This is a genomic window from Klebsiella sp. Lac1, from assembly GCF_009825425.1.
Classification (GTDB): Bacteria; Pseudomonadota; Gammaproteobacteria; order Enterobacterales; family Enterobacteriaceae; genus Klebsiella; species Klebsiella electrica.
Genome location: NZ_VJZJ01000003.1, coordinates 185,872 through 199,925, shown reverse-complemented (window position 1 = coordinate 199,925; position 14,054 = coordinate 185,872). Strand labels below are relative to the sequence as shown.

Annotated in this window: 13 protein-coding genes; 8 read left to right on the top strand and 5 right to left on the bottom strand. The window is 58.5% G+C overall.

Annotation, left to right across the window (positions count from 1 at the left end):
- Positions 1-112 precede the first annotated feature (112 nt).
- Genes FNY10_RS20015 through FNY10_RS20005 form a run of 3 tightly spaced genes read left to right on the top strand, consistent with a single transcriptional unit; the run spans position 113 to position 3,073 of the window.
- The gene (locus FNY10_RS20015) at positions 113-1,462 is read left to right on the top strand and encodes an MFS transporter (protein ID WP_131048708.1); all 1,350 of its coding nucleotides are present in this window, start codon (positions 113-115) and stop codon (positions 1,460-1,462) included.
- Positions 1,440-2,222, top strand: coding sequence for an electron transfer flavoprotein subunit beta/FixA family protein (locus FNY10_RS20010; protein WP_104895698.1), 783 nt, complete (start codon positions 1,440-1,442; stop codon positions 2,220-2,222). Before FNY10_RS20015 ends, FNY10_RS20010 begins: the two co-directional genes overlap by 23 nt.
- The gene (locus FNY10_RS20005; RefSeq protein ID WP_160703335.1) at positions 2,219-3,073 is read left to right on the top strand and encodes an electron transfer flavoprotein subunit alpha/FixB family protein; all 855 of its coding nucleotides are present in this window, start codon (positions 2,219-2,221) and stop codon (positions 3,071-3,073) included. The genes FNY10_RS20010 and FNY10_RS20005 overlap by 4 nt, the downstream gene beginning before the upstream one ends.
- Here FNY10_RS20005 and FNY10_RS20000 read toward each other — a convergent pair.
- The 4 genes from FNY10_RS20000 to queD all read right to left on the bottom strand — a co-directional run bounded on the left by FNY10_RS20000 (position 3,070) and on the right by queD (position 5,697).
- Entirely contained in the window at positions 3,070-3,645 is a 576-nt protein-coding gene (locus FNY10_RS20000) for a glycerol-3-phosphate responsive antiterminator (RefSeq protein WP_131048709.1), read from the bottom strand. The two genes, FNY10_RS20005 and FNY10_RS20000, sit on opposite strands and share 4 nt — an antisense overlap.
- An 86-nt stretch (positions 3,646-3,731) precedes the next feature.
- On the bottom strand, positions 3,732-3,992 hold the full coding sequence (locus FNY10_RS19995) for a ferredoxin (RefSeq protein ID WP_048023744.1): 261 nt from the start codon (positions 3,990-3,992) through the stop codon (positions 3,732-3,734).
- Complete coding sequence (locus tag FNY10_RS19990) at positions 3,983-5,254, bottom strand: FAD-dependent oxidoreductase (RefSeq protein ID WP_160703184.1); 1,272 nt, start codon at positions 5,252-5,254, stop codon at positions 3,983-3,985. Before FNY10_RS19990 ends, FNY10_RS19995 begins: the two co-directional genes overlap by 10 nt.
- Before the next feature lie 80 nt (positions 5,255-5,334).
- Entirely contained in the window at positions 5,335-5,697 is a 363-nt protein-coding gene (queD, locus tag FNY10_RS19985; protein WP_100684525.1) for a 6-carboxytetrahydropterin synthase QueD, read from the bottom strand.
- A 319-nt stretch (positions 5,698-6,016) separates the two neighbouring features.
- Here queD and cysJ point away from each other — a divergent pair, with 319 nt between their 5' ends.
- The 3 genes from cysJ to cysH all read left to right on the top strand — a co-directional run bounded on the left by cysJ (position 6,017) and on the right by cysH (position 10,361).
- Positions 6,017-7,816 carry an NADPH-dependent assimilatory sulfite reductase flavoprotein subunit gene (gene cysJ / locus FNY10_RS19980; RefSeq protein ID WP_141963655.1) on the top strand — a complete coding sequence of 600 codons (1,800 nt, stop codon included), beginning with the start codon at positions 6,017-6,019 and terminating at the stop codon, positions 7,814-7,816.
- Positions 7,816-9,528 carry an assimilatory sulfite reductase (NADPH) hemoprotein subunit gene (cysI, locus tag FNY10_RS19975; protein ID WP_160703182.1) on the top strand — a complete coding sequence of 571 codons (1,713 nt, stop codon included), beginning with the start codon at positions 7,816-7,818 and terminating at the stop codon, positions 9,526-9,528. Before cysJ ends, cysI begins: the two co-directional genes overlap by 1 nt.
- Before the next feature lie 98 nt (positions 9,529-9,626).
- Positions 9,627-10,361: a phosphoadenosine phosphosulfate reductase gene (gene cysH / locus FNY10_RS19970; RefSeq protein WP_141963657.1), complete on the top strand. Its 735-nt coding sequence runs from the start codon at positions 9,627-9,629 to the stop codon at positions 10,359-10,361.
- A 68-nt stretch (positions 10,362-10,429) separates the two neighbouring features.
- Here the strand turns inward: cysH and FNY10_RS19965 are convergent, their stop codons facing one another.
- A complete protein-coding gene (locus tag FNY10_RS19965; RefSeq protein WP_160703180.1) occupies positions 10,430-11,473 on the bottom strand; it encodes an aminopeptidase in 1,044 nt (347 codons plus the stop codon).
- Positions 11,474-11,720: 247 nt separating this feature from the next.
- On the opposite strand from FNY10_RS19965, the gene cysG reads away from it, so the two are divergent.
- Together cysG and cysD are read left to right on the top strand one after the other, a co-directional pair.
- The gene (gene cysG / locus FNY10_RS19960) at positions 11,721-13,127 is read left to right on the top strand and encodes a siroheme synthase CysG (RefSeq protein WP_160703333.1); all 1,407 of its coding nucleotides are present in this window, start codon (positions 11,721-11,723) and stop codon (positions 13,125-13,127) included.
- A 9-nt stretch (positions 13,128-13,136) separates the two neighbouring features.
- A complete protein-coding gene (gene cysD, locus FNY10_RS19955; protein ID WP_004866959.1) occupies positions 13,137-14,045 on the top strand; it encodes a sulfate adenylyltransferase subunit CysD in 909 nt (302 codons plus the stop codon).
- Positions 14,046-14,054 lie beyond the last annotated feature (9 nt).

The window sequence follows — 14,054 nt, the reverse complement described above, 5'->3', positions numbered from 1 at the left end:
AGATAGCGGTGTGACAAGGGGAAGCAAACGTAGCAGACGGCTTGAAGTATGGCGGATATACACGGCTTCCCAGCGGGGAAGCCGTTTTTGCCGGACCATGAAGGGGGGAGAAATGAACGCTTCACCGGTGCGAATGGACGACCTGCCGCTTAACGGCTTTCACTGCCGTATTGCCGCGCTAACCTTCGGCGCGCATCTGGTTGACGGCTACGTCCTCGGCGTTATCGGTTACGCCATTATCCAACTGACCCCCGCCATGCACCTGACGCCTTTTATGGCCGGGATGATCGGCGGGGCGGCGCTGCTTGGGTTGTTTATCGGCAGCCTGATCCTCGGGTGGGTCTCGGATCATATTGGCCGACAGAAGATTTTCACCCTCAGCTTCGTCCTGATTACCGCCGCCTCTTTTCTGCAGTTTTTTGCCACCACCCCTGAACAGCTTATTGGCCTGCGGATCCTGATAGGCATTGGGCTGGGCGGGGATTACTCCGTAGGCCATACCCTGCTCGCCGAATTCGCGCCGCGCCGGCATAGAGGCATCCTGCTCGGGGCGTTTAGCGTGGTGTGGACTATCGGTTACGTACTGGCAAGCCTCGCCGGGCACCATTTTATTAGCGACAACCCGGACGCCTGGCGCTGGCTGCTGGCCTCATCCGCGCTGCCGGCCCTGCTAATCACGCTACTGCGCTGGGGGACGCCGGAGTCTCCGCGCTGGCTATTACGCCAGGGCCGCTTCGCCGAGGCTCATGCGGTGGTGCGGCGCTGCTTTGGTCCGCACGTGCTGCTCGGCGACGAGGTGGTGACGGCAACTAATAAACGGATCGGAACGCTGTTTTCACCGCGCTACTGGCGGCGAACGGCATTTAACAGCATCTTCTTCGTCTGCCTGGTAATCCCGTGGTTCGTTATCTATACCTGGCTGCCCACCATCGCGGAAACCATCGGTCTTGAAGATGCGCTGACCGCCAGCCTGTTGCTGAATGCGCTGCTGATCGTTGGCGCTCTGCTGGGGCTGGTATTAACCCATTTGCTGGCCCATCGTCACTTCCTGCTCGGCAGCTTTCTGCTGCTGGCGACGACGTTAATCGCCATGGCCTTCCTGCCGGCAGGCAGCCCTTGGACGCTGCTGCTTTTTATCCTGTTTAGTACCACGATTTCGGCGGTCAGCAATCTGGTGGGGATCCTTCCGGCGGAAAGCTTTCCTACGGATATCCGCTCGCTGGGCGTTGGCTTCGCAACCGCCATGAGCCGGCTTGGGGCCGCGATCGGCACCGGCCTGCTGCCCTGGACCCTGGCGCAGTGGGGGATGACGGTCACCCTTTTGCTACTGGCCGGCGTACTGCTGATCGGCTTTGTGGTGACCTGGCTGTGGGCCCCGGAAACCAAAGCGCTGCCGCTGGCCGCTGCCGGGAGCGGCGACAAAAGACAAGGAGGAGCGAATGAACATTCTGTTGGCGTTTAAGCCGGAGCCTGACGCCGGCATGCTGGCGGAAAAGGACTGGCAGGCCGCCGCGCTGGATACCTGCGGGCCGGATGTCGCACTATTGCGCAGCGCTATCGGCGCCGATGAGCAGGCTGCCGCCGCGCTGCTGTTGGCCCAGCGCAATGCGGGCTGCGAGATGACCTTGAGCGCATTAAGCATTGGCGATGAGCGCGCGCTGCACTGGCTGCGCTACTTTGCCGCGCTGGGGTTTGACCAGCGGGTGCTGTTGGAGACGGCAGCGGATCTGCGTTTTGCGCCATCGTTTATCGCCGGACAGATCGCCGACTGGCAGCGTAGCCACGGCGGGGAGCTGATCGTGACCGGCTGTCAGAGCAGCGAGGGGCAAAATGGCCAGACGCCGTTTCTGCTGGCGGAAATGCTCGGCTGGCCCTGCTTCAGCCAGGTTGAACGCTTTACGCTCGAACCGCTTTTTGCCGTTGTCGAGCAGCGCACGGATTCCGGCATCCGCCGCTGCCGGGTGCGGCTACCGGCGGTGATTGCGGTCAGGCAGTGCGGCGAAGTGGCGCTCCCGGTACCCGGCATGCGCCAGCGCCTGGCGGCGGCAAAGGCGGACATCGTGCGTCAGGCGGCGACCGTTGAGGCGACGCCTGACGTTCAGTGCCGGCGCTTGACGCGACCAGCGCAGCGGCGCGCGGCCGTTATCGTTGAGGGCGCGACGGTGCAGGAGAAAGCCGGGGCGCTATGGGAGAACTATTTATGCCGGAGGATGCGGCCATGAAGATAGCGATGGTTATGGCGGCCGACGATAACGCCGCGATGGGAGGCTGGCTGGCGGCAAACGATCTCGCTGCGGAGGATCTGCAGCGCTGGACGCCAGATGATGAGGTGGAGGTTGCGGGGCAGCTTCTGGATGCGCTGGTCGATCAGTGGCGACAGACGCCGGTCGACGTGGTGCTATTCCCGGCGGGAGCGCTGGCCGATGAGCTGGCCACGCGGCTGGCCTGGCGCCTGCGAGGAGGCAGCGTATGCCAGGTGCTATCGTCGAATGCGCCGGAGGGTCGGGTAACGAAGTCTCATTGGGGCAATGCGCTTACGGCCACGCTGGAGGTGAGCGCCCGGCCGCTGTGCCTCTCCCTGGCGCGCCAGCCCGGAGGGAATGCGCCCGGGGATTTTCCTGACGGTTTGCCGGAGCGCCGAATCGTACCGGCGGAGCAGCCCGAGTGGCTGACGGAGATTGAGCGCGTTGAGCGCGCGGGCGCGCACCCTTTGCTGGCGGCGGAGCGGGTGCTGGTTGTCGGGCAGGGCAGGGAAGAGGCCGATGCGGGAGACATTGCGTCGTTTGCGCAAAACCTGGGCGCGGAAGCGGGCTACAGCCGAGCGCGAGTGATGAATGGCGGCTATGATGCCGATCGCCTGGTGGGTATTTCCGGCCATCTGTTGGCTCCGGATATCTGCATTGTGGCTGGCGCATCAGGGGCGGCGGCGCTGATGGCGGGAGTGCGTGGGAGCCGATTTATCGTGGCGATTAATCATGACGCCAGCGCGCCGGTATTTTCTCAGGCGGATGTCGGCATCGTGGATGACTGGCTACCGGTACTGAAAGCACTGGTAGCCTGTACGCAGGATTAATTAAGCTGCTTCGCTAATTTCCAGACGCTGGTGTTGGTGGTCGACAGGGCCGCAACGCCGGCTTTCATCGCATTACGCGCATCTTCTTCATCGCAGACCAGGCCTCCGGCAATCAGCGGCTGGCGAATTTTCTCCGTTACCCACCCCAGCACTTTTGGCATGCAGCCCGGCAGGATTTCAATACAGTCCGGGTTAGACTGCGCCACCTGCTTGTCAATATTGTGAAAGGAAATCGAGTCGACGATAAACAGGCGATGAATACAGAAAAAGCCTTCCGCTCTGGCCGCTTTTAGCATCGGTGCTTTGGTGCTGATGATGCCGTCGGCTTCGGTAACCAGCTTCAAAAACTGAATCACCACCTCTTTATTCGACGCCCCCTCCAGCAGGTCGACATGAATAAACGCGTATTTACCGGCGTTTTTGATTTTCTTCACGATGTTGCTGATGGTGCAGATATTACCGTACAGCACGGAAATAAACTGGCACTCGGAATCGATGGCTAACTGCAGGCTGGCGTTATCTTTGACGGCCGCGATGACCGGATTTTGTCGTAGCAGGTGTAACAGGGGCATGGTGTGTCCTTCGTATTTTACTCGTCATAATTCAGGCTGCGGGGGCGCTCGCTGTCCTGCAACCTGAATTATTTCGCGTCATTTCATTAGCCGAAACGGAACGTAATACCGAATCCAGAGTCAGGATAGCGCCATTCTTTTAGCGTTGCCTCATCGCATAATAGCCGGCAGGTGCCGCACTCCAGACATCCGCGGTAGTCGATCTGCACGCCGCCTTCCGCAGCTCGTGAGAAAAGCCCGGCGGGACAGGAGGCAATAAGTAGTTCGACGACTTCCCGGTCGGGCGTAGCCGTCGGGACAATATGCGGGGCGTCGGCGGGACGCCAGACGTTACGTGCTACAGACATCGTAAGCTCCGGACAAGATCGCCTGCCAGATGGCGCAGGCCGTGACGGTGAAGATGACGCCAGACTATCTGGCGCAGCGGCGGGACCGGGCCTTCGCCCTGCTGCCAGAGTTCGCGGGAGATATCGTCCATCAGCGCGGGCCAGCGGCGATACCAGCCGGGGCGCTGCAGCAGAGCGGGAACGTGCCGGTAGCGCTGGAGCACGTCCCACAGCAGGCTGCGCTCGATCTCCTGATGGTATTGCGTAAACAGATTTTGCGGCTCGCCGTGCCGACAGGCCAGGATTAACGTTTGTGCCGCCGCCTGGGCGCCGATTAAGGCCATGTCCATCCCTCGTACGGTGAAGCCGGTATTGACGCAGGTGCGCAGCGCGTCGCCCACCAGCAGCCAGCCTTCTCCGGCATACTGCGCCGGCATGCTGTGCAGGCCGCCTTCAGGTACCAGATGCGCGCCATATTCCAGCGTTTCACTACCCTGCAGCAGAGGGCGCAGAGCTGGATGCGATTTGAGACGATCCAGCAGTTTGGAGGCAGGAACCGCACCTTTTCCCAGCGTGGAGAGTGGACATACGATACCGAATGAGATCGTCTCCTGATTGGTATAAAGGAACGCGCCGCCGGGTAAATCGCCGCAGACCCCGCCGGTAAATAACATGGCCGCCCCCTCGTTGCCCTCAAGGCGGAAACGATCCTCCAGCGTCTTGCGCTCCATCGCCAGCACCGCTTTGATCCCCAGCGCCATGGCGGTTGGGGACGGACGCGGAAGTAAACCGTGACGCTCCGCCAGCTCGCTATTGGCCCCTTCCGCCAGCACCACGTAGCGGGCGCGCAGCGTTTCGTTATCGCAAATGACCCCGCAAACCCGGCCGTTTTCGCGATACAGCGACGCCACCGTCGCGCTGGTAATGCACTGGACGCCTTCGCCTTCGGCCTGGCTAACCAGCCACGGATCGAAGCGGGCGCGCAGTAAACTCCAGGAGTCGCCGCCGGGCTGCAGGCTGGAATAGGTTGTGGCGCCATCGTCGGTCAGCAGGGTCAGGTTTTCCTGGGTGATACGGCGTTCAAGCGGCGCGGATTGTTGAAAATGAGGGAGCAGTTCGGCGAGCGCGCGGCAGTACAGGCGCCCGCCGGAGAGATTTTTACTGCCGGGAATTTCGCCGCGTTCGAGCAGCAGGACCGAAAGCCCCGCCCGTGCGCAGCGTAGAGCGCAGGCGGTGCCGGCTATTCCTGCACCGATGATAATAATATCAAAATCGTCAGCCATGTTGCGCCCCAGTGACCCAGAACGCATAGGCTAACATGACGTTATTTAAGGAATATTGACCATCGACACAAAGGCTTTAATCACTCGCCGCGATAGATGCAGCCTGCGGTGCAGGTCTCTTTAATCATCACGGCGCTCAGCAGCGGCACCAGCGGTTTCATCTGCTGCCAAATCCACTTCGCCAGCACTTCGCTGGTTGGATTTTCCAGGCCGGGAATATCGTTCAGGTAGTAGTGATCCAGGCGATCGTAGGTCGGTTTAAACGCGGCCTTGAGTTCGGCAAAATCCATGATCCAACCCGTATGGGGATCGACTTCACCGGTAATCTCCAGTCGCACCATAAAAGAGTGGCCGTGCAGGCGACCGCACTTATGACCTTCCGGTACGTGAGGCAGGCGATGGGCGGCTTCGAAGGTGAAATCTTTAAACAGGGTGGTGGACATCTTTTACTCTCAATAAGACAAAAAAACCGCCGTAGGGTACCGGAAAGCGATTTTTTTATCATTAACTAAAACGGCCCTGAGCAAAATATCGACGTATTCGCCAGCTGTTTACATAATATTCTTTTTAATTTCATGAGCTTAATTAATCGTTTTTGTTGTTAATAACTATAACTAAAACAGGTTAGTCCATTTGGTTATTTGTTATTTCCATCCCTTCTTTAATTGTTACTATTAGCGCCGTTAACCTTACATTCTCTTCTGTTTTTGCCGCGCTGACAGGGTGCGAATAACAGCTTTGCTTACTGGAACATAACGACGCATGACGACACAGGCCCCACCTTCCAATTTGCTTCCGCTGAACCCGGAGCAACTGGCGCGCCTTCAGGCGGCCACGACAGACTTCACGCCGACTCAGCTTGCCTGGGTTTCGGGCTACTTTTGGGGCGTGCTGAATCAGCACGCCGGCGCGGCGACAGCGGTTCCTGCGCAGGCGGCAGAAATGCCGGGCATTACCCTTATTTCCGCATCGCAAACCGGCAACGCCCGCCGGGTGGCGGAAGCGCTGCGTGACGATCTGCTGGCAGCACAGCTGAACGTGAAACTGGTGAACGCAGGCGACTATAAATTCAAACAAATTGCCTCCGAAAAGCTGCTGGTTATCGTGACGTCGACGCAAGGTGAGGGCGAGTCGCCGGAAGAGGCCGTTGCGCTGCATAAATTCCTGTTTTCCAAAAAAGCGCCGAAGCTTGAAGGCACCGCCTTTGCGGTATTTGGCTTAGGCGATACCTCCTACGAATTCTTCTGCCAGTCCGGGAAAGACTTTGACAGCCGTCTGGCTGAGCTGGGCGGTGAACGCCTGCTGGATCGCGTTGACGCTGACGTCGAATACCAGCCTGCGGCGGCGCAATGGCGCGCGCGCGTGGTCGACGTGTTGAAAGCCCGTGCGCCAGTCGCGGCTCCGGCCCAGGCCGCGGTAAGCGGGGCGGTGAATGACATTCACTCCAGCCCGTATACCAAAGAAGCGCCGCTGACGGCGACGCTGGCGGTGAATCAGAAAATCACCGGCCGCGATTCTGAAAAAGATGTGCGTCATATTGAAATCGACCTCGCTGACTCCGGTCTGCGTTACCAGCCTGGCGATGCGCTGGGCGTCTGGTATCAGAACGATCCTGAGCTGGTGAAAGAGCTGGTTGAACTGCTGTGGCTGAAGGGCGACGAGTCGGTAACCGTCGAGGGCAAAACCCTGCCGCTGGCAGAAGCCCTGCAGTGGCATTTTGAACTCACGGTCAACACCGCCACTATCGTCGAAAACTATGCCACCCTGACCCGTAGCGAAACGCTGCTGCCGCTGGTGGGCGACAAAGCCCAGCTGCAACAGTATGCCGCCAACACCCCAATCGTCGATATGGTGCGTTTCTCTCCGGCGCAACTGGATGCTGACACCTTAATCGGTCTGCTGCGTCCGCTGACGCCGCGTCTCTACTCCATTGCTTCATCGCAGGCGGAAGTCGAAAGCGAAGTCCATATCACCGTTGGCGCCGTTCGCTACGACATCGAAGGCCGCGCCCGCGCTGGCGGTGCGTCCAGCTTCCTGGCCGATCGCCTGGAAGAAGAGGGCGAAGTTCGCGTCTTCATCGAGCACAACGACAACTTCCGTCTGCCTGCCAACCCGCAGACGCCGGTGATTATGATTGGCCCGGGGACCGGTATTGCACCGTTCCGTGCCTTCATGCAGCAGCGTGCGGCGGATGGTGCGGAAGGCAAGAACTGGCTGTTCTTCGGCAACCCGCACTTTACGGAAGATTTCCTCTATCAGGTGGAATGGCAGCGCTATGTCAAAGAAGGCGTGCTGAGCCGTATTGACCTGGCCTGGTCCCGCGATCAACAACAAAAAGTCTATGTTCAGGACAAGCTGCGCGAGCAGGGGGCCGAACTGTGGCGCTGGATTAATGACGGTGCCCATATTTATGTCTGCGGCGATGCCAATCGTATGGCGAAAGACGTTGAGCAGACGTTGCTGGAAGTGATTGCCGAATACGGCGCGATGGACGCCGAAGCGGCGGACGAATTTTTAAGTGAGCTGCGCGTTGAGCGCCGTTATCAGCGAGATGTCTACTAATGAGCGAAAAACATCCAGGACCTCTGGTGGTCGAAGGTAAACTGACCGACGCCGAGCGTATGAAGGTAGAGAGCAACTACCTGCGCGGCACGATCGCAGAAGACTTAAACGACCCCCTCACCGGCGGCTTTAAAGGCGACAACTTTCTGCTGATTCGCTTTCATGGCATGTATCAGCAGGATGACCGTGATATCCGCGCCGAGCGCGCGGCACAGAAGCTGGAGCCGCGTCATGCGATGCTGCTGCGCTGTCGTCTGCCGGGTGGCGTTATCACCACCACGCAGTGGCAGGCGATTGATAAATTTGCCGCCGATAACACCATTTACGGCAGCATTCGTCTGACCAACCGTCAGACGTTCCAGTTCCACGGCATTCTGAAGAAGAACGTGAAGCCGGTGCATCAGATGCTGCACTCGGTTGGTCTGGACGCGCTGGCCACCGCCAACGACATGAACCGTAACGTGCTCTGTACCTCTAACCCGCACGAGTCTCAGCTGCATGCTGAAGCCTATGAGTGGGCGAAAAAGATCTCTGAGCACCTGCTGCCGCGTACCCGCGCCTATGCGGAGATCTGGCTCGATCAGAAAAAGGTCGCCACCACTGACGAAGAACCGATCCTCGGTCAGACCTATCTGCCGCGTAAGTTCAAAACCACCGTGGTGATCCCGCCGCAGAACGATATCGATCTACACGCCAACGACATGAACTTCGTGGCGATTGCCGAAAACGGCAAGCTGGTCGGCTTTAACCTGCTGGTGGGCGGCGGATTGTCTATTGAGCACGGCAACAAAAAAACCTACGCCCGTACGGCGAGCGAGTTTGGCTACCTGCCGCTGGAGCACACCCTGGCGGTCGCGGAAGCCGTTGTCACCACCCAGCGTGACTGGGGCAACCGTACCGACCGTAAAAATGCGAAAACCAAATATACGCTTGAGCGCGTCGGCGTCGAGACCTTCAAGGCCGAAGTGGAGCGCCGGGCGGGGATCAAGTTTGAACCGATCCGTCCGTATGAGTTCACCGGTCGCGGCGATCGCATCGGCTGGGTCAAAGGGATCGACAAAAAATGGCACTTGACGCTGTTTATTGAAAACGGACGTATTCTTGATTACCCAGGCCGTCCGCTGAAAACCGGTCTGCTGGAGATAGCGAAGATCCATCAGGGCGAGTTCCGGATCACGGCGAACCAGAACCTGATTATTGCCGGCGTTCCGGAAACGGAAAAGGCGCGGATTGAGAAGCTGGCGCGCGACCACGGGCTGATGAATGCCGTCACCCCGCAGCGTGAAAACTCAATGGCCTGCGTCTCCTTCCCGACCTGTCCGCTGGCGATGGCCGAAGCAGAACGCTTCCTGCCGTCGTTTATTGATAGGGTCGACGGGATCATGAGCAAGTACGGCGTGAGCGATGAGCATATCGTGACGCGTGTGACCGGCTGCCCGAACGGCTGCGGTCGTGCGATGCTGGCGGAAGTCGGGCTGGTGGGTAAAGCGCCGGGTCGCTACAACCTGCATCTCGGCGGTAACCGCAGCGGGACGCGTATTCCACGGATGTATCGCGAGAATATAACCGAGTCGGAGATTCTCGATTCAATTGACCAACTGGTAGGGCGCTGGGCGAAAGAGCGCGAAGCGGGTGAAGGCTTCGGCGACTTTACGGTGCGTGCGGGCATCATTCGCCCGGTGCTCGATCCCGCACGGGATTTCTGGGAGTAACACCCAATTGCCCGGTGGCGCTTTGCTTACCGGGCCTACGGGTTTAGTAGGCCGGGCAAACGCAGTGCCGCCCGGCAAAACAGGCTAACGAGGTCTTTATGTCCGTACTCGATCTAAACGCGCTTAACGCATTGCCAAAAGTCGAACGTATTCTGGCTCTCGCAGAAACCAACGCGCATCTCGAAACGCTGGACGCCGAAGGGCGCGTGGCGTGGGCGCTGGAAAACCTGCCGGGTGACTATGTGCTCTCGTCGAGCTTTGGTATTCAGGCGGCGGTGAGTCTGCATCTGGTCAATCAGGTACGGCCGGATATTCCGGTCATTCTGACCGATACCGGCTATCTGTTCCCGGAAACCTATCGCTTTATCGATGAGTTAACGGACAAGCTCAAGCTGAACCTGAAGGTCTATCGGGCGAAGGAGAGCGCCGCCTGGCAGGAGGCACGCTACGGTAAGCTGTGGGAGCAGGGCGTTGAAGGCATTGAGAAATACAATGAAATCAACAAAGTCGAACCGATGAACCGGGCGCTGGAAGAGCTGAACGCGCAAACCTGGTTTGCGGGACTCCGCCGGGAACAGTCCGGCAGCCGTGCCACGCTACCGGTGCTGGCGGTACAGCGCGGCGTGTTTAAGCTGCTGCCGATCATCGACTGGGATAACCGGACGGTATACCAGTATCTGCAAAAACACGGCCTGAAATACCATCCGCTGTGGGATGAAGGTTATCTGTCGGTAGGGGATACCCACACCACCCGCAAATGGGAGCCGGGCATGGCGGAAGAAGAGACCCGTTTCTTTGGTCTTAAGCGCGAGTGCGGACTGCACGAAGGCTAAGAGACGGTTTCCTGAGACAAAGCCCTCAGTCTGAACGACGAGGGCTTTTCATATCGTCGGCCAGCAGATTAGCTATGCTTCTCTGCCTTCGCCAGCTCTTTTATCAGCGGCAGCATCACCTTGACGACATCGCGGCTGCGGCGTTCGATACGCCCCGGCAGAGCTTTATCAATATACTGCTGGTTATCGAACTGCACGTCATGCCAGAGGGTTCCTTGCGGGAAGGCGGCGGATTTGTTGCGCTGCTGATGGCCATCTTTCTTACCCGGCGACCAGTTCGTGGCCTCCACGGACAGGACCGGGATCCCCGCGCTATCAAAAATGCTGGCGTCATTACAGCAGCCGGTCCCCTGCGGAGAATCATGATTGAGGCCTGGATGGGTATAGGCGGCGATCCCTTTGCTGCGCGCAATGGCCAGCGCGCGGTCTCGGGTGAGTTTGCGAATCGAGGCGGGAGTGCTGCGCCCGCTATTAAAATAGAGCTTATCGCCAACCACCAGGTTATCGAGATTAATCACCAGCAGCGTATTTTTCTTCTCCGCATCGTTCATTCGTTTCAGGACATTTTGCGCGCCGAGATTACCTTCTTCTTCGCCGCTTGAAGCAATAAAGCGGATGCCATAGTGGGTGGGCACACTTTTCAACCGCTCAGCCAGCTCCAGCAACACGCCGACGCCCATGGCATTATCGTCGATGCCCTGCAAAGTCAGACCGCCAAGGTTGCGTTCGACGTCAGCATCGCTCATCGGGGCATAGGTATCGAGATGGGCTATCACAATGATCTGCTGGCGAGCCGCGCCTTCGTGGGCGGCAATGACGGTGCTGCCGGTGACGTTTTGCCAGTTTTTCCGTTTATCCGTATTGCTGTAGATATAGCGCGCATGGAAGCTGCGGATGTCGCTTTGATAGCCCATTTGGGCAAACTGCTGACGCACATAGTCCGCTGACAGCATTTCTGCGGGTGAACCGGTCATTCTTCCGGGAAAAACAGTCGCGATATGACGAGCCTGGGTATTTGCGGTTTCGCCGATGGCGCTGAAAGCCGGGGCGGAGAAGACAAAACCTGCGCCAAGCGCCAGGGGAAGGAGGCGGCGGCACAACGCGGAAAACATAGCGGGGGTCCTTTCTCGAGGGAAATATTTAACGCCCTTAGTATGAAACTGTGACTGCGGTTAAACAATTTCATTTCCTCTTAAATAGCGGAAAAGTCGCGCGTTAAGCACTTTTTGATATTTGCTTTTTCAGGTCGTTATTCTTTTGGGTAACTACTCATTCCATTTAGTAATTTCATTTGCTCTAAACAGCACCCTATAGTCGCTCTATGACTGATTGTAAGCGGGTTGTTGCAACGTGGACTATTTGCCCTTATTTGCTGAACTGAAAGCAAAACCGGTGCTGGTTATTGGCGGCGGGGACATTGCGGCGCGCAAAATTATGTTCTTGCGGCGGGCAGGAGCCAACGTGCAGGTCGTGGCGGCAGCCTTATGCGAAGACGTCGCCGCTCTGGTTGAGCGTCAGGAGATTCAGTGGCGGGCCCACGAATTTGAAGAACCCCAGCTCGACGACGTCTTTTTAGTGATTGCCGCGACCGACGATGACGCGCTCAATCAGCGGGTTTCCGCTGCCGCCAGCGCCCGTTACCGGTTGGTGAACGTTGTCGATAATCAGCCGCTCTGCTCGGTGGTTTTTCCCTCCATCGTCGACCGCTCTCCGCTGCTGATCGCCATTTTCTCCGGCGGTTCAGCGCCGGTACTGTCCCGGCTGATTCGCGAAAAAATTGAAGCTTTACTGCCGACCAATCTCGGACGCGTTGCCGAAGCGGCAAGCTACTGGCGGCAGCATATTAAAACCCATCTGACGACCACCGCAGCGCGGCGGCGCTTCTGGGAGCGGGTCTTCAATGGCCGCTTTGCCAGTCTGATGATTGCCGGAAATAAAGCCGCCGCCGATAAGGCGCTGGAAGAAGAACTGTATCAGCCGGAAAAACGGCTGGGTGAAATTATTCTCGTCGGCGCCGGACCGGGCGATGCCGGGCTGCTAACGCTGCGCGGCCTGCAGGCGGTACAGAAGGCGGACGTGGTGTTTTATGACCATCTGGTGACGCCGGAGATCCGCGAGCTGGTGCGCCGCGACGCCGAGATGATTTGCGTGGGTAAACGCGCGGGCGAACATTCGGTGCCGCAGCATGAAACGAACCAGATGCTGGTCGATGCGGCGCGAGAAGGCAAAACGGTGGTGCGCCTGAAAGGCGGCGATCCGTTTATTTTCGGACGCGGCGGCGAAGAACTACAGGCCGCCGCCGATGCAGGGATCCCGTTTCAGGTGGTCCCGGGCGTAACGGCTGCCGCCGGGGCAACGGCCTATGCCGGCATTCCGCTGACCCATCGCGATTACGCCCAGAGCGTCACCTTCGTCACCGGTCATTACAAGGCTGACAGCGCCGCGCACGACTGGTCGCTGCTGGCGCAGAGTCGTCAGACGCTGGCTATCTATATGGGCACGATGAAAGCGGCGGAAATTAGCGCGCAGCTTATCGCCCATGGCCGGGACAGCAATACGCCGGTGGCGGTAATTTCTCGCGGCACCCGCGCCGATCAGCAAACGATAACGGGCACATTACAGCAGCTCGAAGAGCTGGCGAAAGATGCTCCGATGCCCGCTCTGCTGGTGGTGGGCGAAGTGGTGCAATTACACCAACAGCTCGCCTGGTTTCAACAAACAACTCAAGCAGATGCGTTTAACGCGTCTGTGGTGAATCTGGCTTAAGGAACGGTTATGGACCAAAAACGACTCACTCACCTGCGGCAACTGGAGGCGGAAAGCATCCATATTATTCGCGAGGTGGCCGCCGAATTCTCTAACCCGGTGATGATGTACTCCATCGGTAAAGATTCCAGCGTTATGCTGCATCTGGCGCGTAAAGCGTTTTATCCGGGAACCTTGCCTTTTCCGCTGCTGCACGTTGATACCGGCTGGAAATTCCGCGAAATGTATGAATTCCGCGACCGTACTGCCAAAGCCTACGGCTGCGAACTGCTGGTGCACAAAAACCCGGAAGGGGTGGCGATGGGGATTAACCCGTTTGTTCACGGTAGCGCCAAGCACACCGACATCATGAAGACCGAAGGTCTGAAGCAGGCGCTGGACAAATACGGCTTTGACGCCGCGTTCGGCGGCGCCCGTCGTGACGAAGAAAAATCCCGTGCCAAAGAGCGTATCTACTCTTTCCGCGACCGTTTCCACCGCTGGGATCCGAAAAACCAGCGTCCGGAGCTGTGGCACAACTACAACGGCCAGATTAACAAGGGCGAAAGCATCCGCGTGTTCCCGCTCTCCAACTGGACCGAGCTGGATATCTGGCAGTACATCTATCTGGAAAATATTGAAATCGTTCCGCTGTATCTGGCGGCCGAGCGTCCGGTGCTTGAGCGCGACGGTATGCTGATGATGATTGATGACGATCGTATCGATCTGCAACCGGGCGAGATGATCAAAAAGCAGATGGTGCGCTTCCGTACGTTAGGCTGCTGGCCGCTGACCGGCGCGGTGGAATCCAACGCGCAGACGCTGCCGGAGATTATTGAAGAGATGCTGGTCTCCACCACCAGCGAGCGTCAGGGTCGTATGATTGACCGCGACCAGGCCGGCTCCATGGAGCTGAAGAAACGTCAGGGGTATTTCTAAGGAGCCGCC

What these genes read in the sequence shown, in the direction of transcription:
- FNY10_RS20010 (WP_104895698.1), top strand. Translation starts at nt 1,440, where the DNA reads ATGAACATTCTGTTGGCGTTTAAGCCGGAGCCTGACGCCGGCATGCTG.
- FNY10_RS20015 (WP_131048708.1), top strand. Translation starts at nt 113, where the DNA reads ATGAACGCTTCACCGGTGCGAATGGACGACCTGCCGCTTAACGGCTTT.
- cysJ (WP_141963655.1), top strand. Translation starts at nt 6,017, where the DNA reads ATGACGACACAGGCCCCACCTTCCAATTTGCTTCCGCTGAACCCGGAG.
- cysH (WP_141963657.1), top strand. Translation starts at nt 9,627, where the DNA reads ATGTCCGTACTCGATCTAAACGCGCTTAACGCATTGCCAAAAGTCGAA.
- FNY10_RS19995 (WP_048023744.1), bottom strand. Translation starts at nt 3,992, where the DNA reads ATGTCTGTAGCACGTAACGTCTGGCGTCCCGCCGACGCCCCGCATATT.
- FNY10_RS19965 (WP_160703180.1), bottom strand. Translation starts at nt 11,473, where the DNA reads ATGTTTTCCGCGTTGTGCCGCCGCCTCCTTCCCCTGGCGCTTGGCGCA.
- queD (WP_100684525.1), bottom strand. Translation starts at nt 5,697, where the DNA reads ATGTCCACCACCCTGTTTAAAGATTTCACCTTCGAAGCCGCCCATCGC.
- cysD (WP_004866959.1), top strand. Translation starts at nt 13,137, where the DNA reads ATGGACCAAAAACGACTCACTCACCTGCGGCAACTGGAGGCGGAAAGC.
- cysI (WP_160703182.1), top strand. Translation starts at nt 7,816, where the DNA reads ATGAGCGAAAAACATCCAGGACCTCTGGTGGTCGAAGGTAAACTGACC.
- FNY10_RS19990 (WP_160703184.1), bottom strand. Translation starts at nt 5,254, where the DNA reads ATGGCTGACGATTTTGATATTATTATCATCGGTGCAGGAATAGCCGGC.
- FNY10_RS20000 (WP_131048709.1), bottom strand. Translation starts at nt 3,645, where the DNA reads ATGCCCCTGTTACACCTGCTACGACAAAATCCGGTCATCGCGGCCGTC.
- FNY10_RS20005 (WP_160703335.1), top strand. Translation starts at nt 2,219, where the DNA reads ATGAAGATAGCGATGGTTATGGCGGCCGACGATAACGCCGCGATGGGA.